This window comes from Gordonia sp. 852002-51296_SCH5728562-b, from assembly GCF_001665475.1.
Lineage (GTDB): Bacteria > Actinomycetota > Actinomycetes > Mycobacteriales > Mycobacteriaceae > Gordonia > Gordonia sputi.
The window spans coordinates 31,215-53,844 of the sequence record NZ_LZMI01000084.1 but is presented as its reverse complement, the minus strand read 5'-3'; the positions used below and the strand labels follow the sequence as shown (position 1 = coordinate 53,844).

Here is a 22,630-nt window from a genome sequence, read left to right as displayed (position 1 = left end):
CTTCTTATGGCGCAGGCGCGGGAGTCCGAGGGGGCTCTCGCGCCTGCGCTGTGGGTGTCTCGTCTATTCGGGCATCTGATCGATAGTCGCGCGCGTGAAAGCGATTGCCTTGTCGCAGATTTCGTTGATGGGCGGAGCGTCAATGGAGATGGAGAGGTCGGTAACAACGATTGCGTCACCAGAGCGAACAAAGGTTGTGCACTCCGGGATGGATGGGGTCGTGGACACTGCCACACGACGGCCAGACATCGAAATGTCCGCTCTCCAAGTGACGAACTGTGCGTTCATCTGCTTGTACGTATCAAGGTCGGGTTGGTTGCCGACAAACTGAGAGAGAGAAGCGAGGTTTCGATCACTCAGTGACCACATGCAGCCCCGTGCGGTTTGATGATCAGCGGCGGCAGCGTCCCGCGCGGAGCGTGGGTCAAGGCTATTGGCGATTAGTATTGACTCGGTCGCTGCGGTGCAAGGTTCGTACGTAGTTCCATCATTCCCGTTACTCCATCTGCGCGGAAACTTGGTACTGAAGGGAAGGGAGCGCCCATGGTCATCGGTCTGCCGGATAGTGTTCGTTGAAGGCGTCGCTCCGATCGAAGAGGTAGGTGAGAATTCGGCCCTCGGCTGGCCATCAACGCTGTAGCACGAGCTGAGTGTGAATAAGCATGCCGAAAGCAGCAGGGTTTTTGTGACCCCCGAACTGAACGCAGAACTCATCTATGACCGCATGCCGTCTGCGGTGGAAGAGTCCGCATCAGCCAGTTCTGCGCCTGCCGATCGGCAGGCTTGTGCGAGTGAAGTCAGGTCACCAATTTGTTCCTGCAGGGTCGTTCGCCAGGAGCCAACTAGAGCGGTGAGTCGAGCGTGAACTTCGCGTCCTTCTACGAGTTCTCCGAAATGGTTAGTCCTTGCAACAGACTTTAACTGGGCGAGTGCCTCCTCCAACCCCGCCGCCCCGTCGGCGGCGACCTTGGCGCGTCGCTCCCAGTCGATGGTGTTGAAGCGGACGGTGCCGCCGTCGTCCGTGGTGTTGCCAGGTGGTTGGACGTACGTCATCGAGCTGCGTTCTTTGCCGTCGAGGTTCGCGATCCCGTCCTCGGACTGCAGGTTCACAACTCCACCGGGCATGGTGAAGAAGTCGGTCATGTCCTTACCCCCTCGCAGCAGACTGTCGCGCAAGCGCCAAGACAGTTAACCATGACAGTAGGTGGTCTGTGTGTCGGAATTGTCAGGCTGTGGATGAGCTCATGGCGGCCTGCCACGAAGCCCGACGTCGACCCTCGTCCCCGTCGCAAAGAAGAATCCCCTCCGAGGGCGGGTTGCCTCCGAAGGGGATCTCTCCGTGCGGTGTGTCAGCTCGTAGGAACTTCCGTCGTCGTGGTTGTTGTCGTCGTTTCTTCCGGAGTTGTGGTTTCCATCGTCGTCTCCGGTGTCGTCGTCTCCGGAGTGGTTGTCTCCGTTGTCGTTTCCGGAGTGGTCGTTTCGATCGTCGTTGTCGTCGTGGTGGTGCTCGACGTTTCGACTGTGCGCCAGGTCGCCGATTCGACGTCGACCGACACCGATGACGATGAGTTCTCGGTCAGGCCGAGCTTCCAGACCTGAGTCGTCGAGTCGGTCGATGAGGTGACCGATGATTTCTCCAGCGACGATGAGGACACCGTGCGTGCGACGTTGTCGCTGCAGGTGAGGTCGATCGTGCCGGTCGACGCGGACGTCGGTGCCTGGCAGCTCACGCTGCGATCATCGACGCGGAACGTAAAGCTGCCGATGGCATCTCCCGTTCCGGAGAACTGCGTCGGGCTGGGTGCGGCGCTGCTCGATGAGCTGGCACTCGACGATTCAGACGATGTCGACTCCGCTGCGGATGCGCCAGGAGTCTCCGACGCTGCAACGTTCTGCTGTTGCTCCGATGCGGCCGAAGAGTCGGGTGCACCTTCCGGCACACCACCATTCGACTCCGCACGCTGGGCAACTTCTGCGGCGGCTTCGGTGCTGCCGGCCCGCGCCAGCCCGTTTTCGGCTGCCGCCTCGTCGGACTTCGCGACGAACGGAGTGTTCAACGCGGCAGGAGTCGGCAAGGCGGTCGCAAGCGGCGGAAGACCACTCACGTCGATGATTCCGCCGACCGGACGTTCGAATTGCTGTCCATTGGCCAGGTTGAGCAGCGTGAGTACCGCCGCCGCTGGGGTTGCTGTGTTCTGCGGCGCCTGATTGATCACGGTCGTCGTGTTGTTGACGACGGTGACGTTCTGGTTGTTGTAGGCGATCCGAGTGACCTCATGCGAGTGGTAGTCGTGCCAGGGATGTCCGCTCAGGCGATAGCCGCCGAGGGGCGTCGACGCCGGCGGTGCAAGCGGATTGCCGCACGCGCATCGCACACGTGGGACACCCGCGCCGTCGACGAGAACCGCTGTGCCGGATTGCAATACCGACTGGAACGCGTAGGCGCTGCCACCCTGGTACGAGTGATTGGTCACCCACGTGTCGGCGGTCAACACGACCGGGGTGAGCGTGTTGAGGTAATAGGGAATCGAGGCGGTGTCGATGCCGAAGACGCTGGCCCAGGCACGGGCTTGGCTCGGGTTGTTGGACAGGTAGTTTCCGAGAGCTGCTGTGTCGCAGGTCGAATCGCCACCCGCGTACAGGCCGGGCTGAGTGCCGGAGACCACGCGAGCGCCATTGTCCGGAGCGCCCGAGCTCCGCGCGAGCTTGATATTGCTCGGCAGCTCCTTGTTGGTCAGTGCGACGTTGGGCCCGAACGGATCTGGGCCCGCCTCACCGGATGTCAGGAGGCTGAGGCCGGGTATGCGAAGGCCGCCGTCCTTGCCTCGCAACACAAGAACGAGAACAGTGGCCAGAACCAACGCGAACACCACGACGATCGCGACCAGAGCGATGGTGCGATTGCGTCGCTTCTGTTGGTCCCGCATCGGCTGGAACGGCCCGGTGGGTGGCATCGCCGGAGCGCCGAAGGTTCCGGAAGGGGGGTAAGACAATGGATACTCTCCTGGTGTGCAGACGTGTAAGCGCGCATCACCGGTTCCCGCGACCGATGTCAGACAGGCATCAGTATCGAAATGTCTGAATCGCAGGGCAACTGTTTGATCGTAAATTCACCCGTTCGGCCCAAGAACTCACATGTTCGGACTACACCGACCAGACCACGTCATTGTGCAAGAAGCGTCGAACTCGATAGCGACGGTGGGTCTCCGTAAACGAGTGGCGCCGACGGCGGTCGTCGCGAACGATGGTCGGTATGTCTACAGCCCCTGACACCCAGCCCGATGCGTTGACGACGTTGACCCGCAAACCCGAGCGTCAAGGCGATCGCGCATTGCTCGACGACATTCTCGACACGGCACAGGTCGGAACGCTCTCGACCGTCGTCGACGGGTGGCCCTGGTCGGTGCCGATGTTGTTCGCACGTGTCGGCGACGACATCATCCTGCACGGCTCCACCGGCGCAGGCGCACTGCGACAGGTGGGGTCCGGTTCTCCGGTCGCGTTCAGTGTGTTTCTGCTCGACGGAATCGTGGTGGCCGAGACGCTGTTCGACCATTCCGCCAACTATCGGTCGGCGGTGGTGCGTGGTGCGGCACGAAACGCAGAAGTTCCAGCCGAAGTATTGGATGCGCTGAGCGACAAGCTGATTCCCGGTCGCGTGGCCGAAACACCAACGACCACACGTAAGGAACTCGCCGCGACGACCGCGTTGCGACTGCCGATCGTCGACGGCGAGTGGATTGCCAAGGCGCGGACTGGCGGACCCGGCGCCGACACCGACGCATGGACCGGAGTGGTGCCCGTGCGCACGGTGTTCGACGACCCGATCACCTACACCGGCGACCCCGGCGCGATCCCGGCGTCGGTGCGCGCGCTGGTGGGGTGAGACAGCGTCGGGCGGGGTGGTCTCGACTCGGGTGCTCGCTGCGCTCGCGCCCGCTCGACCAGCGGGAAAAGGGTGCCTGCCCGACTAGCGGGGAAGGTGGCGGCCTGTCAGCGCTGACGCAGGACGAACCGCTGGATCTTTCCGCTCGGCGTCTTCGGCAGTGCGTCGACGAAGTGCACCGTGCGTGGGTAGGCATGCGCGGCGAAGCCGGTCTTGACCAACTGCTGCAGCTCGGTCTCCAAAGCGTCGTCGCCGCTGACGCCGTCGGCGAGCACGACGAACGCCTCGAGTACCTCACCGCGCAGGTCGTCGGGCCGGCCGACAACCGCGACGTCGATAACCGACGGGTGGGTGATCAGGACGCTCTCGACGTCGAACGGGCCGATGCGATACCCGGCCATGATGATGACGTCGTCGTCGCGGGAGCTGAAGAAGAAATTGCCGTCGGCGTCGAGGTGCCCTGTGTCGCCGGTGAGGTACCAACGGCCGTCCTCGGTGTAGCGCGATGCGGTCTTCTCCGGGGCGTCGAGGTACCCGGCGAACCAGTAGCCGATGCTGGCGGGGACGTCGATCGCGATCTGACCCGTGACGTTGGGTTCGCTGACCGGTGCGCCGGCGTCGCCGACGATTCCTGCAGCGAATCCGGGCATCGGCTGCCCCATCGAGCCGGGGATCAGTGGTCGACGCAGGTCGTCGGCCCAGTGATTGTTGATGAACATGCCGTGCTCGGTCTGGCCGTAGTGGTCGCGGACTTCGGTGCCGAGAGATGTTCTCGCCCAGGTGATCACATCGGGCGTGAGTGGCTCGCCCGCCGAGGATGCGCGACGAAGCGAGAATCCGTTGATCGCGGGGTTCTTGCTCAATGAGCGGTATACGGTGGGCGCGGCGGCGAAGTTCGTGACGCCGAGTTCGGTGAGCACGGTGGCGGTGACCTCCGGGGTGAAGCCCGCCTGCAGCAACACATTTGGCCGCCCGATCGCCATCGGACCGAGGATTCCGTAGTACAGGCCGTAGGCCCAGCCGGGGTCGGCGGCGTTCCAGAAGACGTCGGTGTCAGCGACGTCGAGTCCGTAGCGCATGTAGCAGGAGAACGACGCCAACGCGCGCAGCGGAACGGGCACGCCCTTGGGCGCACCTGTCGTGCCGCTGGTGAACAGCAGGATCAGCGTGCCGTCACCGCCGACGGAGACGGAGTGGTCGAGGGGATCGTTGTCGGCGATCAGAGCGTCGAACTGCTCGCCCGCGACGATCGTCGTGAGGCCGTCGATGTCGTCGAGCTTCGACGCCTGGCTCGGCTCGGTGATCACGATGGAGGCGCCGCCCGCCCGCAGTCGCATCTCGATCGCGGGGGTGGCGAAGGCGGTGAAGAGCGGAATGTAGACGGCCCCGAGCCGGGCGAGTGCCAGCAGCGAGACGACCAGCTCGGTGCGCTTACCCATGAGGACGCCGACACGGTCGCCGCGCTCGACACCCATACCGGCGAGCGCGGTGGCGAGGCGTCGGGACTCCGCTGCGAGCTGGCCGTAGGTGATCTCGACAAGCTCGATCAGCGGGGGTTGCTCGATCAGCGGGGGTTGCTCGATCAGCGGGGCCTGCTCGATCAGCGGGGGCTGCTCGGCGTGCGTGGAGTGCGGGGGTTGCTTGGCCTGCGGGGGCTGCTCGGGCTGCGCAGAATCCCGTAGCGAGACCGTGGTGAACGCGACGGCTTCGGGATCGTGGCGGTCTACCAGCAGCGACGCCGCGTTGGCGTCGGGTGAGCCGAAAAGCTCCAGCCAGGCGTCGAGGTCGGCGGTGACAGCCGGGGTCAACTGCGCCTGAATCGACTCGCGTCGCGCGCGGTCGCCGGCCAAGGACGTCTGTGTCATATCCACACCTTTACTGCCAGAGTAAGCTGAATCACATTCGAGAAGTGATTCTCGAATGTGACGTCGCATGGGCAGAACCCCCCGAAGAGGGGTCAGGAGGTAGGTGGTGACATGGCTGAGTCGTTGACAGCGCCGGTCACCGATGCGTTGCGTCGTCTGCGTCGCGGCACGGGTGTGTCGTTGGCGTTCGGTGGTGTGGTGCACGGCTCGCGCGGTCTGCGTCTCCGACATTTCGTCGGCGACACCTACGGTGCGTTGAACGGCGTTGCCGTTGATGCCGGGCACGGACTCGGCGGCAAGGTCATCGCGCTCAATCGCCCGATGGTCGTCGACGATTATCTGCGTACCCCGCGGATCACCCATCGGTACAACGCGATCATCGCGGCCGAGGGCCTGCGTGCGATGGCGGCCGCTCCGGTCATCGTCGAACGCAGGCCTGTCGCGGTGATCTACGGGGCATTGCGGACCGACGAGGCCATCGGCGACAGGACGTTGGACGCACTCGCTGTCGAGGCGCGGGAACTCGAACAGCAGATCGTCGCCTCGCGCGCGGCGGTCGCCGCCGACGCCGCTGTAGGCGATGGACTTCGAGATCGGATCACCGAGGCCTACGCACAGCTCCGCACGCTGGCTAGAGACGTCGACGACGACGCCGTCGCCGATCAGATCGCACGTATCTCCGACCTCCTGCTCGACGTCGAGTCGGACGGACCGACGACACTCACCCTGACCCGTCGCGAACAGGATGTGGTCACCCTCGCTGCACTCGGCTACACCAATGCGAGAATTGCTGAGGAGTTGAATATCGGAGTGCAGACCGCCAAGGGATACATGAAAGACGTATTGCGCAAGCTCGGTGCGTCGAGCCGGCTGGAAGCCGTTGTCATTGCTCGACGCTCAGGGCTACTTCCGTAGCTATGGCCGGAAACACTTCGGTGCCCGGAGCATCGGTTGCGGCGCGAACTCTAGCTCTACTCAGCACATTCGACGCGTCACATCGCGCGCTGACGCTCAGCGAGATGGCGCAGCGCGCCGATCTCGCGGTACCCACCGCACATCGGCTCGTCGGCGAGTTGGAACGGTGGGGTGCCCTTGTTCGACGCCCCGACGGGCGGTATGTCATCGGCAGGCGGGTGTGGGATCTCGGGCTGCTTGCTCCGATCCAGACCGGCGTGCGTGAGATCGCCGAACCGTACGTCTACGACCTGTACGCCGCGACAAAGGCGACGGTGCATATCGCGGTGCGCGAGGGAACGTCGGTGCTGTACGTGGATCGGATTTCCGGGAACGAGTCGGTGCCGGTGGTGAGCAAGGTGGGTAGCCGGCTACCGATGCCGCCGACCGGGGTGGGCAAGGTGCTGCTTGCGTACGCGCCCAAGGAGATTCGCGATGAAGTCATGGCATCGTTGACGCGGGTTACACCGCGGACTCTGATCAGTCCGCAACTTCTGGAGCAGCAGTTGCAGCGCGTGCGCGACGAGGGCTTCGCAACGACGGCTGAGGAGATGACCGCGGGCGCGTGTTCGATCGCGGTACCGGTGTGGGGACCCGACGGGGTGGTCGCGGCCCTCGGCGTGGTGGTCGGGACTCTTCGCGGAAACCGCCCGCGGCTTCTTGCTGCGCTGCAGGTCGCGGCGCGGGGCATCGGTCGGCAGCTCGGCGCTCCGGGGCCGGTTCCGCCCGAGCGCGCGGGGGTTGCCGACAGCGCGTAGGTGGTCTCGACAAGCTCGACCAGCGGTAAGGGCTCGACCAGCGGTAAGGGCTCGACCAGCGGTAAGGGCTCGACCGGCGGGGTGGTCTCGACAAGCTCGACCAGCGACTGAGGGCTCGACCAGCGGTTGGGGCTCGACCAGCGGCGTCGGGCTAGGCCTCTTCCGCGAACGTCTGCTGCGCGATGCGGAAGGCCGTATTGGCATCGGGCACACCGCAATAGATCGCCGACTGCATGATGACTTCCTTGATCTCGTCCAGGGTCAGTCCGTTGCGGCGGGCGGCGCGCAGATGCATCGCGAGTTCTTCGTGGTGCCCGCGGGCGATGAGCGCGGTCAGCGTGATCATCGAGCGGCTGCGGCGGTCGAGGCCGGGGCGCGTCCAGATGGTGCCCCAAGCGTATTCGGTGATGAACTCCTGGAACTCACGCGTCAGATCGGTTGCGGCAGCGGTCGCGCGGTCGACGTGGGCGTCGCCAAGCACCTCACGTCGTACTGCCATGCCGTCGTCGTAGCGGCTCATCGGGGCCTCTCTGCTAATCGGGTTCGGGTCAGCTCTTGTGCTCTGCGCAGCGTCGCGTCGACGAGAAGTGGTGCCACACCGACTGTTTCACCGCTCGGTTCATGGCCTGCGAGCTCGGCCATAGATCGTTGCTCCGACAACACCGCAGTCCCGGCGGCCGATAGGTTGAACGCCATCGCATCTGCATGAACGTTGAGGTTGCGTACCAGGTCCGTGGTCTGCGATGCCGCGACGACGCTACGCCGCAGCAGGATTCGCAGGGTTGCCCATTCCGCGTGCCAACTGCCGGGTGTGCGCTCGTCCACGGCGTCGGCCGACGCGAGCTGCAACGTCGACGCCAGCGCGGGAGCGGTCAGTGCGGCGCGTCGAATCAGCACCGACAGTACCGGGTTGGCTTTGTGTGGCATCGTCGACGACCCGCCGCCCGCACCCTCGGTGACCTCACCGATCTCCGACCTGCTCAGCGTCAGAACGTCGTTGGCGATGTGACTCCACGACGACGTCGCGGTGGTTGCCGCGGCCGCGAAGCGGGTGAACGGAGTACGTACGACGTGCCAAGGCGATGCTGCGTCGAGGTCGAGAAAGTGTGCGGCGCTCCGTGTCACCGCCAGCGCAGTCCCTTGCGAATTCGCTTGTGCAGCGGCTAATTCGACAAGTGCGGACAACGTGCCCGCGGCACCACCGAACTGGGCGGGGAACTGCAGTCCCGAGGTTTCGTCGTATGCGTCGAGGACGCCGTCGAGCCAGTGCGCGACCTTCATCCCGAAGGTCGACGGCACTGCCTGCTGGGTTAGCGTCCGAGCGATCTGCGGGGTCTCCCGGTGTGTGTCGGCGAGGTCGCTGAGCACATCGATCTGAGTGAGCAACTCGGCAGTGACGTGAGTGAAGGCGCGTCGTGATTCGAGGACAAGCGCGGCGTCGACGACGTCCTGGCTCGTCATGCCGCGGTGGAGCCACCTCGCAGCTGTGGGACTCAGGCCCTTGCGGAGCGCCGAGACGAGCGGGATGACCGGGCTGCCTCCGGCCTCGGCGTCGGCCGAGAGCTGATCCACATCGAGATTAGCTGCAGCAGAGCCCAATTGGTCGACGGAGACCATGGCGTCTGCCGGTGCCACCCCGTGTTCGACGAGGGCGCGAGACCACGCCGACTCCACGCGCAGCATCGCGTCGCGGATGGCGGCGTCGGTGAAAAGGTCTCCGGCCCGGTGGTCGCCGGGCCACAACAGATCGCTCACGACTTCCAGTGTTGCAGGAACACCGTCTCCGAATCGCCCTGTAGGTGAATGTCGAAGCGGTATCCGGTGTCGTCCGGGACCGCGATCAGTGTCGCCCGACGACCGGCATCAACACCCGAGAGCACGGCGTCGTCGTCGAGATTTTGGTGGCCAGGTACGTAGGCGCGGGTGAGCAGCCGGTCGAGCAGGCCGCGAGCAAAGACGCAGACCGCGAAGAACGGCGCCTCGCCGGGACGCGTCGCGCCCGGTGTGACGGTGCTGAACGAATAGTGGCCCGCCCGATCGGTTTTCGCGCGACCCCAGCCGGTGAAGGTGAAGCCGTCGCGCCGCAGGGAACCGGGGGCGGTCGGGATGCTGCCGACGGTGTCGGCTTGGCGGATCTCGATCAGGGCGTCGGGAATCGGCATGCCGTTGCCGTCGAACACAGTGCCGTGCAGACGAATTCGATCGGGATGACCTGATGGAACGAGTTCGTTGTCGCCCGGGTAGGGCAGGGCGTAGTGGAAGAACGGTCCGACCGTCTGGCCGGGTGTTGGGGCGAGGCTCATTCTGCTTCCTCCATCGGGGTGCGCGCGCTACCGGTGAGCACGATGTCCCAGCGGTATCCGGTGCACCATTCGTGCTGCGTCAGGTCGTGGTCGTAGTTGGCAACGAGTCGGGCGCGCGCGGCGGGGTCGACGATCGACTGGTAAATCGGGTCTAGGTCGAACAGCGGGTCGCCGGGGAAGTACATCTGGGTGACCAGTCGTTGCGTGAAATCGGTTCCGAACAGCGAGAAGTGGATGTGCGCGGGCCGCCACGCATTGTGGTGGTTCTTCCACGGGTACGGTCCGGGCTTGATGGTGGTGAAGTGGTAGTTGCCCTCGTTGTCAGTGAGGCAGCGGCCGACTCCGGTGAAGTTGGGGTCGATGGGCGCATGATGCTGGTCGCGCTTGTGGATGTAGCGCCCGGCGGCGTTGGCCTGCCAGATCTCCACCAATTGGTTGCGCACCGGACGGCCGTCGGCGTCGAGCACGCGCCCGGTGACAACGAGTCGCTCGCCGACGGGATCTCCGTTGGCCTGGATGGTCAGATCGGCTTCGAGGGGGTCGACGTCGCGCTGTCCAAATGCGGGCGCCCACAGTTCGATCCCCTCGGGGTCGGCGTGGTGCGGGTCCTTTGTTGGATGCCGAAGGATGCTCGAGCGGTAGGGGGTGTAGTCGAGTCGGGGCCTGAGTTCTTCAGCGGCTCCGGTGGTACGCTCGCGTCGGTATTCGGCTGCGAGCGAGCCGATTTCGGCGTTGATCTGGGCTTGTGTTCCTGCCGCGGCGTCGGACGAGATGACGGGTGGGGCGGCGTCAACGTCGGGTGCTGACTGCGCCTGACGCGGGATCAGTGGTGTGGCCATCCTGTGTAACCTTCTGCGAGATAGGTGGATCCGGCCTCGGACGAGACCAGGGTGGTGAGCTCACCGAGCTGTCGGAGCTCATCGAAGTCTGTGGTGTCGGGGATGCGGTGGAGCATCGTCGTCATCCAGTACGAAAAGTGTTGCGCCTTCCAGACGCGTTCCAGGGCGCGCGTCGTGTAGGAGTCGAGCGCGGCGTCGTCGTTCTTGAGGAGGGCGCGCTCGATGACGTCGGCGAGGACGCGGACGTCGGCGAGAGCCAGGTTGAGTCCCTTGGCGCCGGTGGGTGGCACCGTGTGGGCGGCGTCGCCTGCGAGGAGCAGCTTGCCGTCGCGCATCGGTGACTGCACGAAGCTGCGGAAGGGCAGCACACTCTTCTGGATGATCGGCCCCTCCTTGAGCGCGAAGCCGTCGCTGCCCGCAAGGCGGCGCTGCAGTTCTGCCCAGATGCGGTCGTCGGACCAGTCGGCTGGGTTCTCGGTGGGGGCGCATTGGAAGTACATGCGCTGCACGCTCGGGGTGCGTTGGCTGATGAGCGCGAAGCCGTGCGGCGATCGGGTGTAGATGAGTTCGGGTGCGCTCGGCGGCGCCTCGGCGAGGATGCCGAACCACGCGAACGGGTACTCCCGAAAGTAGCGCTGCGGGTCTTCGACGAGATCGCGGCAGATGCTGCGTGAACCGTCGGCCCCGACGACGAGTTCAGCGGTGATCTCGTGGCGCGCGCCCTCGGCATCGGCGTAGGTGACGTGTGGCTCGTCGCGATGGTCGGTGACCGCAGCGTCGGCGATTCCGTACCGCAGATCGCCGCCGTCGCGGGTGCGTGCCGCGTGCAGATCGATGAAGACGTCGGTCTGTGGGTAGAGCCAGCACGACGCCCCGACGAGCTTCTGGAAATCGATGCGGTGGCTGACGCCGCCGAAGCGGAGGTCGATGCCCTGATGCTCGTGACCGTCACGCAGGACTCTGTCGGAGACGCCCGAATCGAGTAGCAGTCGAACGCTGTCGCGCTCCAGAATGCCTGCGCGATGGGTGGTTTCGATCTCGTGGTGGGTTCGGTTGTCGATGACGACGCTGTCGATCTCGGCCACCGAGAGCAGATGTGACAGCGCGAGCCCGGCTGGGCCGCCACCGACGATGGCGACCCGCGTGCGTGTCGTGCTGGCGTAGCTGGTCATCTGTGACCTCCCTTCTGGAAGAACCATAGGGAGAGCTGGGTCACAGAACCTAGCATCAGATTCCACTGAGCGAAAAGGCGCAGCTAGAAATGCAGCATTTTGGCGTTCGACCGCTGGTTATGGGCGATTCGAAATGGCTCGGCGGCGCTGCCTCAGTGCTCGCGCAACTTGTCAATCAGGTCGTCCTTCTTGAGGTCCGAGTAGTTGCGTAGCCCGAGTTCCTTTGCCCGCGAGCGCAGTTCGTCGACAGTCCAGTCTTCGTACGATCCGGACTCGCCGCCCTTCTCGCCGATCTTCGAACGGCCCTGCGCGGCAGCGGCATTGGCGATACGGGCGGACTTCTCCTTGGAGTTGCCCTCGTCGCGAAGCTTCTCGTAGAGCTCGTCGTCTTTGATGGACGGCCCGGGATCGCGCTCTGGCATGGCTGCCTCCTCGTCGGAATGAATCTCGGATTGGGGCGTTTTCCACGCTACGCGCCGAGCGGGTACGCGACGACGTGCTCACGATCGCGACACGACAAGGTCGGCGATAATCCGCCTCTAGCAGCGGTGGAGTGCCTACCCTCGGGTACGGGGGTCCTGCAATCTACGGCGACGAAGGGCACAAGGCATGGGCGAGAAGAAGGCGATCAAACGTCTGCAGAAGCAGATCGGCGAACTCCAACAGAGCCTCGACGACGTGCGGAAGTTGGCAGAGAAGCAACTGGGCAAAGCAGCGAGCGAAACCGACGCGCTGCGTCGAGAACTCTTGAAGCGCATCGGAGCGATCTCCGGTGATTCCGACGACAAGAAGGTCGAGTCGTCGGACGCGCCGCGGGCCGTCGTCGCACCGAAACCCACACCGAGCGCGTCGGCCTCGAAGCCGAAGCCTGCGGCGAGTGTGAAGCCCGGTGAATCGAAGAAACCCGTGCCTAAGACAGCGACGCCGAAGACGGCGGCAACCAAGACGTCGACACCGAAGACTGCGGCACCCAAGGCCAAGCCATCTGGGACCACGCAGGCGGCGAAGTCGTCGGGAGCCAAGTCGCCGACGGTCAAGGAGTTGCGCGAGCAGGCGAAGGCCAAGGGCATCAAGGGTTACTCGTCGATGACCAAAGCCGAGTTGCTGAACGCGGTCGGCGGAGCGTGACCTCTGCCGATACCCCGTGGTGACGTTTACGGGACAGAGACGACCGACGCGGTGTCGTCCTTGGTGTTGGTGATATTGACGAGGCTGCCCGCATGATTCACGTTCAGACCACCGGGAAACTGGCCCACGGGAACAGTCTCGAGCGCCTTGTTCGACGTCGTGTTGATCACCGATATCGTGCTGTCGGCCATGTTTGAGACGTAGAACCCGCACTACTCAAGTGTGGGCCAAGGTTGTTCGTCTCAACATGAGATCGCGCTCGCGAAGCCAACCATCATTCATGCGGTTCATCGCATACTGGGATGGGGAATCCGGGGGACACGCCGCACCGTCGTGCGGCCCTAAGGAGGCCAGGTATGAAAGCGCTTGTCTATCACGGTCCGGGAAGCAAGGCGTGGGAGGACGTTCCAGATCCTGTTCTGAAGGACCCGACCGATGCGATCGTCCGCGTCGAGACGACGACCATCTGCGGCACCGATCTACACATTCTCTCCGGCGACGTTCCGGCGGTGACCAACGGGCGCGTGCTCGGGCACGAGGGCGTCGGAGTGGTCACCGAGGTGGGGCCGGAATGTACCCGCGTCAAAGTAGGTGACCGCGTCATCATTTCGTGCGTCACCAAGTGTGGCTACTGCGAATACTGCAAGCAAGGGATGACGTCGCACTGCCAGACGGTCGGCGGGATCGGGTGGATTTTCGGCCATCTCATCGACGGCACGCAGGCGGAGTTCGTGCGGGTTCCATTCGCCGACAACGGACTCATCCCGCTACCGGCGGGCGTCACGGCAGAGCAGGGCGTGATGCTCAGCGACATCCTCCCAACAGGTTTCGAGATCGGTGTGCTCTACGGGGCCGTCAAGGAAGGCGACGTGGTGGCCGTGATCGGTGCGGGGCCGGTGGGTCTCGCGTCGGTGATGACCGCCCGCTCACGCGGGGCGTCGAAGGTGATCGCGGTGGACGGCAACAAGTTTCGTCTCGAGCGTTCGCTGGACTTCGGTGCGACCGACACCATCGACATTCTCGCGGGAGGCAACGTCGTCGAACAGATCAAGGAACTCAGTCGCGGTGGACTCGGCGTCGACGTCGCAATCGAAGCCGTCGGTCTTGGCCCCGCGTTCCGCACGTCGCTCGACTGTTTGCGCCCCGGCGGACATCTCGCGAACGTCGGTGTGCACGGGAAGCCCGTCGAATTTCCGATCGATCGGGATTGGATCAACAACCTGACGCTGACGACGGGGCTGGTCAACGCGACGACTGCTCCCGAACTGCTCACGGAGATCGAAGAGGGAAAGATCGCGCCCGAGAAGTTCGTGACGCATCACTTCACCTTCGACGAGTTCGACCGCGCCTACGACACCTTCTCCAACGCTGCCGACGAGCACGCACTGAAGGTGATCATCAGCAACGGGTGACAATGGTGAGGTGACGATCGAAGGACTGTCCGAACGCTCGGGCGACGTGACGACCACGCTGTCGGCAAGCCGGTGGCAGCAGTTCGCGGCCGTCGTGGATGGTCCGTTGCCGCAGATCGCCGAACGCTTCTCGAGGTTCCTGGCATCGGCGTATCCGCACGACGCGCTGATCATCTACACCCGCGAGTGCACCGGCCGCCCACGCAAGGTGGCCGGTGCCCCGGCGGTCGTCGAGCGTGCGACCATCGCCGAACTCGACGCGATCAAGGAATCGGTTCAGCGAGGGGACACGCTGCGCGGACAGGCGGTAGTCGGCGGAGCGCGTCGAAAAGTTCTCGCAGTCCGCGATGCCACCGACACGTTGCTTGTACTGGTACCCAAGTCGGCCAAGTCGCAGGCCACGGGCATCGATGAACTCCTGACCGCCTGGTTCGCGCTGGTGGCGACATCGATTCGGCAGCAGGTAGCCCAGGCGAGTCCCGATTATCTGGCCGAGTCGCGGGCGGCGTCGACCGAACGGGCTCGGACGATCACCCAACTGACCGAAACACACGAGGACACATTGTCGTCGATTCTCGGGACGCTGCGATCGCGCGACCTCGACGACGCCGTCGCACGCACGGTTGCGGCGGAGACGGCGTCGGCCGCATTGATTGCGTTGCGGTCGGTCGGTGACACCGATCGCGCGCTTGCGACCGAACCGATCGGCGTTTCTTTTCGACGGCTCCGGGCCGAGCTCGAACCGGTGCTACGTGACCTCGACGCCGACGTCGAGTTTGTGGAACCGGGGGTCGACGCGACGTTGTCGGGCGAGATCGCGCACGCCGCGAGAGCCATCGTGCGCGCGGTCGCCGTGGCCGTCGCCGCCCAACCGGCCGTCGAACGGCTGCGGGTGGCGTGGGAAATCAGTGGTGACGATCTGGTCGTCGACGTACGTGATCGGGGTCGCGGTGAACTCGACGGCGACGCGTTATCGCGACAGCTCGCAGGACGGTTGCGCGCGGTTGATGGGACGCTGGACGTCGAGTCGATTGCCGGTTGGGGGAGCCGGGTGTGCGCTCGAATTCCGTTGGAAGCGAAGGTCTCTCGTCCCGAGAAGGATCTGCTCGCATCGTTGAATCCGCGTGAACTCGAGGTGCTCGGACATCTCGCGCTCGGTCGGCGGAACAAGGCCATCGCGGCGGAACTCGGCGTGAGTGAGAGCACCATCAAGTTCCACGTCGCGGCGATTCTGCAGAAGCTCGGGGTCACCAATCGCGGTGAGGCAGGGCTGCTCGCCGCAGGCGCCGGGATCACGGCGGGGTGATCTCGACAAGCTCGATCAGCGGGTAGGGCTCGATCAGCGGGTAGGGCTCGATCAGCGGGTAGGGCTCGATCAGCGACGGGGCGCTCGATCGGCGGTAAGGGCTCGATCTGCGTGGAGAGGGTAGATCAGATCCCGGTGATTCCATAGGTGTGGATCTTGCGGTAGATCGAACTGCGCGACATGCCCAACTGCTCTGCCGCACGAGCGCGGTTACCCGCGCACTCTCCCAGTACGCGAATGATGGCGTCACGCTCGGTGATCTCCAACGTGGTGAGCACCCGGTGAGCAGTGGTGCGGCAGAATCCCGGGAGGTCTGCGGCTTGTATCTCGCCGACTGGCCGCTGACGCAATGCGGAGCGCAGCGCCGCGTGTAGTTGGGTGAGGTTGTTCGGCCACGAGTAGGCGGAGATGATGCGCATGGCCTGCGGACTGATACGTGTATGGCGTCGCGGTGCGAGCATCGTCAGCACTCGTTCAACCAACGGGACCAGGTCTGGGCCCCGAAGTCGAAGTGGCGGAAGCGTGACGGACTCGTCGAATCGTCTGAGCAGACCACCGTAGTTTGTGTGGGCACCGCTCCGCGCCGGAGAAGCGGTGGCGGCGAGAACATATCCGGCCGCCAGCGCGTCGTCGACGAATCTGGCCACATGTGTTGGCGTGTGCTCGCCGAGTCGGTCTATGTGTCGTAGAACGACCAGGCCTCGTTCGTCGGTGATGCGCGGCAGCCGCGTCGCCGCGAGGCACTCCGGGGCGTCCGCCATGTCCAGGACCACGATCGGTGCGGCACCGTGTGCCAAGCGAAATGCGTCAGTCAGTACCGACAGACGGCCGGTACCCGGCTCCCCGAAAGCGACGACATTCTGGTTGTCGTTACACGAGCGCACGACGTCGTGATAGGCAGAAATCCATGCGGGACTGCGCATTCCGTGAGTCTCGGGCGCGAGTAGGGCCCCATTACGATCACGAGCGACACCTCTCCCTTCTCCTTGCGTGTCGGTGGCGTCCGCCGGTACGTGCTCGCGTCGCTCCTCGTCGACGACCAGTACAACTCCGACCACATCCCCGCTGCTGGTGATGTGCTTGGCGCGTAGTCGGAGCTGGCGCCCACCCTCTAGGGTGACGGTGTGTAAAGCGTTGTCGTGCTTGGTCATCAGGTACTCCGCGTACTGACCGATGGTCGACTGCTCTTCTGGGGTCAACAGTGAGCGGGCAGCCTCATTCATCATGACGGTCTCGCCGAGCGCGATCACCGCTCGGCTGGGTCGGGCGGCCGCGCGTAGGTACGTCTCGAACAATGCACGCGTGTCCTGACTTCGGTCGAGCAGCAGATTGCGACTGATGTCGGTTGCGGCCGACCGTACCAATGCGTCGACCAAGCTGTTCCAGCTTTCGGCCAACATGCTCGCGTCGAGCACACCGACAACCCGCCCGCTCAGGGGATCGAGGATCGGCGCTCCGGTACAAGCGAACTGGATCAATGACTGATTGAAGTGTTCGGAACCGACGACACTGACGGGTGCGCCGACCTCGAACACCGTGCCGACTCCGTTGGTTCCCACACTGCTCTCTTCGAACGAGAATCCGCGGTCGAAGTCGACCCGATCGAGAACTCGCCCGACTGCCGTTGAGCAATCGCGGCGGTCGATTATCCGGGCGCGGGCGTCGGTGAGCGCGATTGTCACAGGGACGTCGGACATATCGCCGGTGAGGCGTTCGAGCACCGGGCGCGCGCAGCGGACCAGACGGGAATCGAAGTCGATGTCGTCGTGGTACGCGACCTGATACCGGTCGGCGTCGAGTCCGGCGGACGCGCTCCTCGACCAGGATGCGGCGACTACGTCGCCGACGCCTGCTGCGCCCTGCGGTCCGTACTCCAAGAAGTCGGCGCGAGCAGCAGCAATACGCAGTTGTTCATCCCGCGTGTCGCGCACGTGCTGCTCCTTCCTGTAATGGCGTCCCCGCCGCTGTGACTCACAACACAGTCGATTATCCATCCGTCGATAGTCAAACGACCACTACCCGTCGGTCAGGTCCGGCGTCCCAATTTGGGACACATCAAGTCTGTGGGACAAGCCAAAAATTCATCCCTACGTGACCACAATCACAACAACGGAGGAAGACGATGTCAGACAGAACCATCGATGCGCTCGTGATCGGAGCCGGCGTGGCCGGGCTCTACCAGCTCCATCAGCTGCGAGAACAAGGCCTCGACGTCCGTGCGTACGACTCCGCGTCCGGCGTCGGCGGTACCTGGTACTGGAACCGGTACCCGGGTGCGAAGTTCGATTCAGAGGCCTACATCTATCAGTATTTGTTCGACGAGGACCTCTACAAGGGCTGGAGCTGGAGCAGCCGATTCCCGGGGCAGGCCGAGATCGAGCAGTGGCTCAACTACGTCGCCGACAGTCTCGACCTCCGTCGTGACATCTCGTTCGATACGACAATCGTCAGTGCCGTCTTCGACGAGAACACCAACCGTTGGACGGTCACCACCGACTCCGGGGAGACGGTCGACACTCGATATCTGGTTGCTTGCACCGGGATGTTGTCGGCGCCCATGTCGGACCTGTTTCCCGGCCAAAGCGAGTTCGCGGGGGAGATCCTGCACACCGCGCGGTGGCCGCGTGACGGCGTTGACCTCGAAGGCAAGCGCGTCGGGGTGATCGGCAACGGTGCGACCGGCATTCAAGTGATCCAGACCATTGCCGACCGGGTCGGTCAGCTCAAGGTCTTCATTCGGACACCGCAGTACGCCTTGCCGATGAAGAACCCGAGCTATGGGTCCGACGACGTCGCCGCATACAAGGCGCGCTTCGAGGAGCTACGCGAAAACCTGCCCACCACGTTCACCGGCTTCGAGTACGACTTCACCGATGCGTGGGCCGACCTCACGCCTGAGCAGCGTCGAGCTCGGCTCGAAGAGGACTACGACAACGGGTCGCTGAAACTGTGGTTGGCGTCATTCGCCGAGATCTTTTCCGACGAAGAGGTCAGCGAGGAGGTGTCGGAGTTCGTTCGGGAGAAGATGCGCGCGCGGTTGCAAGACCAGGAACTGTGCGAGCTGCTGATCCCCTCCGACTACGGCTTCGGTACCCACCGAGTGCCGCTGGAGACCGACTACCTCGAGGTCTACCACCGTGACAATGTGCAGGCCGTGCCGGTGAAGAACAATCCGATCACGCGAATCGTCCCCGAGGGCATCGTGCTCGAGGACGGAACGTTGCACGAACTCGACGTGATCATCATGGCCACCGGCTTCGACGCGGGGACCGGTGCGCTGACGCGGATCGACATCCGAGGTCGCGACGGACGTTCTCTCAAAGAGGACTGGGGCCGCGACATCCGCACGACGATGGGCCTGATGGTGCACGGCTATCCGAATCTGCTGACAACCGGTGCGCCACTCGCGCCGTCTGCTGCGTTGTGCAACATGACCACCTGTCTTCAGCAGCAGACCGAATGGATCAGCGACGCGATTCGGCACCTGAATGCGAACGGCAAGACCGTCATCGAACCCACCGAGGAAGGCCAGGACGCGTGGGTCGCTCACCACGACGAACTCGCCGACGCGAACCTGATCTCGAAAACGAACTCCTGGTACGTCGGTTCGAATGTTCCGGGTAAGCCGCGGCGTGTGCTCTCGTACGTCGGAGGTGTCGGGGCCTACCGGACGGCGACTCTGGAGGCGGCCGCCGCAGGGTACAAGGGTTTTGCGATCTCGTGACGAAAGTTATTGCCAAACAATTAGATTCACCGGAAGGACAGATGAGATGACTAGTTCGGTTACGGGCGTCGATCGTGGAGTGCTCCAACGCTCGGAAGATGCCGTGTTGCAGTCCGCGGTCGATGCCGAGATGCCGGTGGCAGGCGTCGTCGCGACGGTGACGGATCGCACGGGCAACGTCTACGAAGGAGCGGCGGGCACTCGTCGGTTCGGCGGCAAGGACGCGATCACCACTGACGACGCCTTCGCGCTCTTCTCCACCACCAAGGCGATTACCGCGACCGCCGCACTACAACTCGTGGAAGAGGGCGCACTCGACCTCGACAGTCCCGCTTCACGCTACGTGCCCGAGATCGGCGAGCTACAGGTGATCGAGGGTTTCGACGGCGGAGGTGATCCGATCCTCCGGGCACCGAAGTCGATTCCGACAACGCGTCAACTGCTCACGCACACCGGGGGTTTCGGGTATGACTTCTTCGACGAGGTCTACTCGAGGTTGGCCGATGAGAAAGGGCAGCCGAGTGTCATCACCGCGACCAAGGCTGCACTCACGACGCCGTTGCTGTTCGATCCGGGAGATCGTTGGCAGTATGGCACGAACATCGACTGGGTGGGGCAGGTCGTCGAGAGGTTGCGGGGTAAGCGACTCGGGGAAGTGTTCGACGAGCGGATCTTCCAACCGCTGGGCATCGAGAACATGAGTTTCGTTCTGCGCGATGACTTCCGGCCACGACTCGCCGAGATGCATGCACGCAACGCAGACGGGACGCTGACCCCGATGGACTTCGAACTGCCGTCGCCTCCGGAAGTCGACTTCGGTGGGCACGGTCTCTACGGCACCGTCGGCGACTACATGAAGTTCATCCGGATGTGGCTGAACGACGGAGCGGGCGATCATGGCCGTGTACTCAATCGGGAAACGGTCGAGATGGCAGTGCGGAACCATCTCGGTGACCTACCGGTAACCATGTTGCCTGGTGTGATTCCCTCGTTGTCCAACGATGCGGAATTCTTTCCGGGGCAATCGAAGTCGTGGTCGTTACCCTTCATGATCAACAACGAGGAGGCGCCGACAGGCCGCCCTGCGGGGGCACTCGGCTGGGCCGGACTGGCGAATCTGTTCTACTGGATCGATCGGAAGAACGGATACGGCGGATACTGGGCGACCCAGATTCTGCCGTTCGGTGATCCGACATCGTTCACGAAGTACATGGACTTCGAATCCGTGGTCTATCGCGCACTCGATCGCTAGTCCGAGAGCCGATACGTACACAACTCGTACCTGAGCGCGAGGCCGAGGCGACTATTGTCGCCGCCTCGCGCTCAGGTCGCAGTTGTGTACGGGCTGGCTGATCTCGACAAGCTCGATCGGCGGAAGGCGGCTCGGTCGGCGGGAAGGGGCGCGATCCATCGGGCCGCTGTACTTTCGACTAGGTAGAACCATCCATTCGGATGGATGCATGTCTCGTGCCATGCCACAAGACTGTGTTGAGTACAAGGTTCTCACCATCGAGAGGTTGAAAGCGGAATGTCGCAGACGGTCAAGGGAGTCATCTCGCGTAGCAAGGGCGCGCCAACGGAACTCGTCGACGTGGTGGTGCCCGACCCCGGGCCCAACGACGTCGTCGTCGATATCCAGGCGTGCGGTGTCTGCCATACGGATCTTGCCTACAAAGAGGGCGGCATCAACGACGAGTATCCGTTCCTCCTCGGGCATGAGGCGGCAGGCATCGTCGAGGCGATCGGTTCGGATGTCACGCACGTCGAGGTCGGCGATTTCGTCGTCCTGAACTGGCGTGCGGTGTGTGGTGAGTGTCGGGCGTGCAAGCGCGGGAAGCCCTGGTACTGCTTCGACACCCACAACGCGTCGAAGTCTATGACGCTCACCGACGGGACCGAACTGACGGCGGCGCTGGGTATCGGTGCGTTCATCGAGAAGACCCTCGTCCACGAGGGGCAGTGCACCAAGGTCAATCCCGAGACCGATCCCGCGGTCGCCGGCCTGCTCGGCTGCGGCGTGATGGCCGGCCTCGGCGCTGCGATGAACACCGGCAACGTTGGTCGCGGAGACTCCGTCGCCGTCATCGGTTGCGGTGGCGTCGGCGACGCCGCGATCGCCGGTGCGCGCCTGGCGGGTGCCACCAAGATCATCGCGATCGACCGCGATCCGGCAAAATTGCAGTGGGCAACCGAACTCGGCGCAACCCACACCATCAACGGCGCAGAAGTCGACGACGTCGTGACCGCCGTCCAGGACCTGACCGACGGATTCGGAGTTGACGTCATCGTCGACGCCGTCGGGCGACCGGAGACGTGGAAGGAAGCCTTCTACGCCCGCGATCTCGCCGGAACCGTTGTGCTGGTGGGTGTTCCGACACCCGAGATGAAACTCGAAATGCCGCTCGTCGACTTCTTCTCGCGCGGCGGATCGCTCAAGTCGTCGTGGTACGGCGATTGCCTGCCCGAGCGCGACTTCCCGATGCTCATCGACCTCTATGAGCAGGGGCGACTCCCGCTCGACAAGTTCGTCACCGAGCGCGTCGGACTCGGCGACGTCGAGGCAGCGTTCGAGGCGATGAAGGGCGGCAAGGTGCTTCGCTCGGTGGTAGAGCTGAAGTCATGAGCAACGCGAGCATCGACAACGTCGTCACGTCCGGCACCTTCTCGCTCGACGGTGGGACGTGGGACGTCGACAACAACGTCTGGATCGTCGGCGACGACAGTGAGGTCGTCATCATCGACGCCGCGCACAGCGCAAAGCCGATCCTCGACGCTGTCGGCGACCGGACTGTCAAGGCCATCGTGCTGACACACGGCCACAACGACCACATCACCGTGGCTCCGGAGTTGTCGAAGGAGACCGGCGCGCCCATCCTGCTGCACCCCGGCGACACCATGCTGTGGAAGGAAACGCACCCCGACGTGACGCCCGGCAACCTCGACGACGGGCAGGAAATCGACGTCGCGGGAACGACGTTGAAGGTCATCAACACGCCGGGACATTCGCCGGGCTCGTCGGTGATCTACGCGCCGGAGCTCGGTGTGTTGTTCAGTGGCGACACGCTGTTCCAGGGCGGACCGGGAGCGACAGGACGGTCGTTCTCGAGCTTCCCGAAGATCATCGAGTCCATCAAGGAAAAGATCTTCGTGCTCGACCCGGAGACCAAGGTCTACACGGGACACGGAGACGGCACGACGGTCGGTGCCGAGGCGCCACATCTCGAGGAGTGGATCAAGCGGGGTAGCTGAGCGCACTCAGAGCCGTGTTTCCGAGCCCAACTGC

Annotated in this window: 22 protein-coding genes; 10 read left to right on the top strand and 12 right to left on the bottom strand. The window is 64.0% G+C overall.

The window, feature by feature from the left end:
* Window positions 1–63: 63 nt before the first annotated feature.
* From A5766_RS15700 to A5766_RS15690, 3 genes are all read right to left on the bottom strand, one after another.
* The gene (locus tag A5766_RS15700) at window positions 64–714 is read right to left on the bottom strand and encodes a DUF3558 family protein (RefSeq protein WP_039855383.1); all 651 of its coding nucleotides are present in this window, start codon (window positions 712–714) and stop codon (window positions 64–66) included.
* Window positions 715–1,143: a hypothetical protein gene (locus tag A5766_RS15695; protein ID WP_005205451.1), complete on the bottom strand. Its 429-nt coding sequence runs from the start codon at window positions 1,141–1,143 to the stop codon at window positions 715–717.
* Window positions 1,144–1,349: 206 nt separating this feature from the next.
* Window positions 1,350–2,993 carry a DUF6777 domain-containing protein gene (locus A5766_RS15690; RefSeq protein ID WP_005205453.1) on the bottom strand — a complete coding sequence of 548 codons (1,644 nt, stop codon included), beginning with the start codon at window positions 2,991–2,993 and terminating at the stop codon, window positions 1,350–1,352.
* A 260-nt stretch (window positions 2,994–3,253) separates the two neighbouring features.
* On the opposite strand from A5766_RS15690, the gene A5766_RS15685 reads away from it, so the two are divergent.
* On the top strand, window positions 3,254–3,886 hold the full coding sequence (locus A5766_RS15685; RefSeq protein WP_442902962.1) for a pyridoxamine 5'-phosphate oxidase family protein: 633 nt from the start codon (window positions 3,254–3,256) through the stop codon (window positions 3,884–3,886).
* Window positions 3,887–3,993: 107 nt separating this feature from the next.
* Here A5766_RS15685 and A5766_RS15680 read toward each other — a convergent pair whose 3' ends face one another.
* Window positions 3,994–5,751: an AMP-binding protein gene (locus A5766_RS15680; RefSeq protein ID WP_064905348.1), complete on the bottom strand. Its 1,758-nt coding sequence runs from the start codon at window positions 5,749–5,751 to the stop codon at window positions 3,994–3,996.
* Window positions 5,752–5,862: 111 nt separating this feature from the next.
* Between A5766_RS15680 and A5766_RS15675 the strand changes: the two genes are divergently transcribed.
* Entirely contained in the window at window positions 5,863–6,666 is an 804-nt protein-coding gene (locus tag A5766_RS15675) for a LuxR C-terminal-related transcriptional regulator (RefSeq protein WP_064905320.1), read from the top strand.
* 2 nt (window positions 6,667–6,668) lie between these two features.
* Window positions 6,669–7,463 (top strand): IclR family transcriptional regulator, encoded by a 795-nt coding sequence (locus A5766_RS15670; protein WP_064905318.1) that lies wholly within the window; start codon window positions 6,669–6,671, stop codon window positions 7,461–7,463.
* A 151-nt stretch (window positions 7,464–7,614) separates the two neighbouring features.
* On the opposite strand, the gene pcaC is transcribed toward A5766_RS15670, so the two are convergent.
* From pcaC to A5766_RS15640, 6 genes are all read right to left on the bottom strand, one after another.
* Complete coding sequence (gene pcaC / locus A5766_RS15665; RefSeq protein WP_005205463.1) at window positions 7,615–7,983, bottom strand: 4-carboxymuconolactone decarboxylase; 369 nt, start codon at window positions 7,981–7,983, stop codon at window positions 7,615–7,617.
* Window positions 7,980–9,218 carry a lyase family protein gene (locus tag A5766_RS15660; protein ID WP_064905316.1) on the bottom strand — a complete coding sequence of 413 codons (1,239 nt, stop codon included), beginning with the start codon at window positions 9,216–9,218 and terminating at the stop codon, window positions 7,980–7,982. The genes pcaC and A5766_RS15660 overlap by 4 nt, the downstream gene beginning before the upstream one ends.
* Window positions 9,215–9,766 (bottom strand): protocatechuate 3,4-dioxygenase subunit alpha, encoded by a 552-nt coding sequence (pcaG, locus tag A5766_RS15655; RefSeq protein WP_064905314.1) that lies wholly within the window; start codon window positions 9,764–9,766, stop codon window positions 9,215–9,217. Before pcaG ends, A5766_RS15660 begins: the two co-directional genes overlap by 4 nt.
* Window positions 9,763–10,605 (bottom strand): protocatechuate 3,4-dioxygenase subunit beta, encoded by an 843-nt coding sequence (gene pcaH, locus A5766_RS15650; RefSeq protein ID WP_197501473.1) that lies wholly within the window; start codon window positions 10,603–10,605, stop codon window positions 9,763–9,765. The genes pcaG and pcaH overlap by 4 nt, the downstream gene beginning before the upstream one ends.
* On the bottom strand, window positions 10,590–11,777 hold the full coding sequence (locus A5766_RS15645; RefSeq protein WP_064905312.1) for a 4-hydroxybenzoate 3-monooxygenase: 1,188 nt from the start codon (window positions 11,775–11,777) through the stop codon (window positions 10,590–10,592). The genes pcaH and A5766_RS15645 overlap by 16 nt, the downstream gene beginning before the upstream one ends.
* A gap of 152 nt (window positions 11,778–11,929) precedes the next feature.
* Window positions 11,930–12,199: a DUF7218 family protein gene (locus tag A5766_RS15640; protein ID WP_064905309.1), complete on the bottom strand. Its 270-nt coding sequence runs from the start codon at window positions 12,197–12,199 to the stop codon at window positions 11,930–11,932.
* Window positions 12,200–12,386: 187 nt separating this feature from the next.
* On the opposite strand from A5766_RS15640, the gene A5766_RS15635 reads away from it, so the two are divergent.
* The gene (locus A5766_RS15635; RefSeq protein ID WP_064905307.1) at window positions 12,387–12,905 is read left to right on the top strand and encodes a Rho termination factor N-terminal domain-containing protein; all 519 of its coding nucleotides are present in this window, start codon (window positions 12,387–12,389) and stop codon (window positions 12,903–12,905) included.
* 26 nt (window positions 12,906–12,931) lie between these two features.
* On the opposite strand, the gene A5766_RS23980 is transcribed toward A5766_RS15635, so the two are convergent.
* Window positions 12,932–13,096, bottom strand: a complete 165-nt coding sequence (locus A5766_RS23980; protein WP_082965535.1) for a hypothetical protein — start codon at window positions 13,094–13,096, stop codon at window positions 12,932–12,934.
* 165 nt (window positions 13,097–13,261) lie between these two features.
* Between A5766_RS23980 and A5766_RS15630 the strand changes: the two genes are divergently transcribed.
* Together A5766_RS15630 and A5766_RS15625 are read left to right on the top strand one after the other, a co-directional pair.
* A complete protein-coding gene (locus A5766_RS15630; RefSeq protein WP_064905305.1) occupies window positions 13,262–14,317 on the top strand; it encodes an alcohol dehydrogenase catalytic domain-containing protein in 1,056 nt (351 codons plus the stop codon).
* A 10-nt stretch (window positions 14,318–14,327) separates the two neighbouring features.
* Window positions 14,328–15,623, top strand: a complete 1,296-nt coding sequence (locus A5766_RS15625) for a helix-turn-helix transcriptional regulator (protein ID WP_231894672.1) — start codon at window positions 14,328–14,330, stop codon at window positions 15,621–15,623.
* 125 nt (window positions 15,624–15,748) lie between these two features.
* Here the strand turns inward: A5766_RS15625 and A5766_RS15620 are convergent, their stop codons facing one another.
* A complete protein-coding gene (locus A5766_RS15620; protein WP_064905303.1) occupies window positions 15,749–17,554 on the bottom strand; it encodes a sigma-54-dependent Fis family transcriptional regulator in 1,806 nt (601 codons plus the stop codon).
* A 191-nt stretch (window positions 17,555–17,745) separates the two neighbouring features.
* Here A5766_RS15620 and A5766_RS15615 point away from each other — a divergent pair, with 191 nt between their 5' ends.
* From A5766_RS15615 to A5766_RS15600, 4 genes are all read left to right on the top strand, one after another.
* Window positions 17,746–19,347, top strand: a complete 1,602-nt coding sequence (locus A5766_RS15615) for a flavin-containing monooxygenase (protein WP_064905301.1) — start codon at window positions 17,746–17,748, stop codon at window positions 19,345–19,347.
* 46 nt (window positions 19,348–19,393) lie between these two features.
* Window positions 19,394–20,599, top strand: coding sequence for a serine hydrolase domain-containing protein (locus A5766_RS15610; RefSeq protein ID WP_064905299.1), 1,206 nt, complete (start codon window positions 19,394–19,396; stop codon window positions 20,597–20,599).
* Window positions 20,600–20,875: 276 nt separating this feature from the next.
* Window positions 20,876–21,970 carry an S-(hydroxymethyl)mycothiol dehydrogenase gene (locus A5766_RS15605; protein ID WP_064905297.1) on the top strand — a complete coding sequence of 365 codons (1,095 nt, stop codon included), beginning with the start codon at window positions 20,876–20,878 and terminating at the stop codon, window positions 21,968–21,970.
* A complete protein-coding gene (locus A5766_RS15600) occupies window positions 21,967–22,596 on the top strand; it encodes an MBL fold metallo-hydrolase (RefSeq protein WP_064905295.1) in 630 nt (209 codons plus the stop codon). Before A5766_RS15605 ends, A5766_RS15600 begins: the two co-directional genes overlap by 4 nt.
* Window positions 22,597–22,630 lie beyond the last annotated feature (34 nt).

Bases quoted from the DNA above. Each gene is read 5' to 3' on its own strand.
- A5766_RS15700 (WP_039855383.1), bottom strand. From the start codon at position 714: ATGAGTTCTGCGTTCAGTTCGGGGGTCACAAAAACCCTGCTGCTTTCG.
- A5766_RS15695 (WP_005205451.1), bottom strand. From the start codon at position 1,143: ATGACCGACTTCTTCACCATGCCCGGTGGAGTTGTGAACCTGCAGTCC.
- A5766_RS15685 (WP_442902962.1), top strand. From the start codon at position 3,254: ATGTCTACAGCCCCTGACACCCAGCCCGATGCGTTGACGACGTTGACC.
- A5766_RS15680 (WP_064905348.1), bottom strand. From the start codon at position 5,751: ATGACACAGACGTCCTTGGCCGGCGACCGCGCGCGACGCGAGTCGATT.
- A5766_RS15675 (WP_064905320.1), top strand. From the start codon at position 5,863: ATGGCTGAGTCGTTGACAGCGCCGGTCACCGATGCGTTGCGTCGTCTG.
- A5766_RS15670 (WP_064905318.1), top strand. From the start codon at position 6,669: ATGGCCGGAAACACTTCGGTGCCCGGAGCATCGGTTGCGGCGCGAACT.
- pcaC (WP_005205463.1), bottom strand. From the start codon at position 7,983: ATGAGCCGCTACGACGACGGCATGGCAGTACGACGTGAGGTGCTTGGC.
- pcaG (WP_064905314.1), bottom strand. From the start codon at position 9,766: ATGAGCCTCGCCCCAACACCCGGCCAGACGGTCGGACCGTTCTTCCAC.
- pcaH (WP_197501473.1), bottom strand. From the start codon at position 10,605: ATGGCCACACCACTGATCCCGCGTCAGGCGCAGTCAGCACCCGACGTT.
- A5766_RS15645 (WP_064905312.1), bottom strand. From the start codon at position 11,777: ATGACCAGCTACGCCAGCACGACACGCACGCGGGTCGCCATCGTCGGT.
- A5766_RS15640 (WP_064905309.1), bottom strand. From the start codon at position 12,199: ATGCCAGAGCGCGATCCCGGGCCGTCCATCAAAGACGACGAGCTCTAC.
- A5766_RS15635 (WP_064905307.1), top strand. From the start codon at position 12,387: ATGGGCGAGAAGAAGGCGATCAAACGTCTGCAGAAGCAGATCGGCGAA.
- A5766_RS23980 (WP_082965535.1), bottom strand. From the start codon at position 13,096: ATGGCCGACAGCACGATATCGGTGATCAACACGACGTCGAACAAGGCG.
- A5766_RS15630 (WP_064905305.1), top strand. From the start codon at position 13,262: ATGAAAGCGCTTGTCTATCACGGTCCGGGAAGCAAGGCGTGGGAGGAC.
- A5766_RS15615 (WP_064905301.1), top strand. From the start codon at position 17,746: ATGTCAGACAGAACCATCGATGCGCTCGTGATCGGAGCCGGCGTGGCC.
- A5766_RS15610 (WP_064905299.1), top strand. From the start codon at position 19,394: ATGACTAGTTCGGTTACGGGCGTCGATCGTGGAGTGCTCCAACGCTCG.
- A5766_RS15605 (WP_064905297.1), top strand. From the start codon at position 20,876: ATGTCGCAGACGGTCAAGGGAGTCATCTCGCGTAGCAAGGGCGCGCCA.
- A5766_RS15600 (WP_064905295.1), top strand. From the start codon at position 21,967: ATGAGCAACGCGAGCATCGACAACGTCGTCACGTCCGGCACCTTCTCG.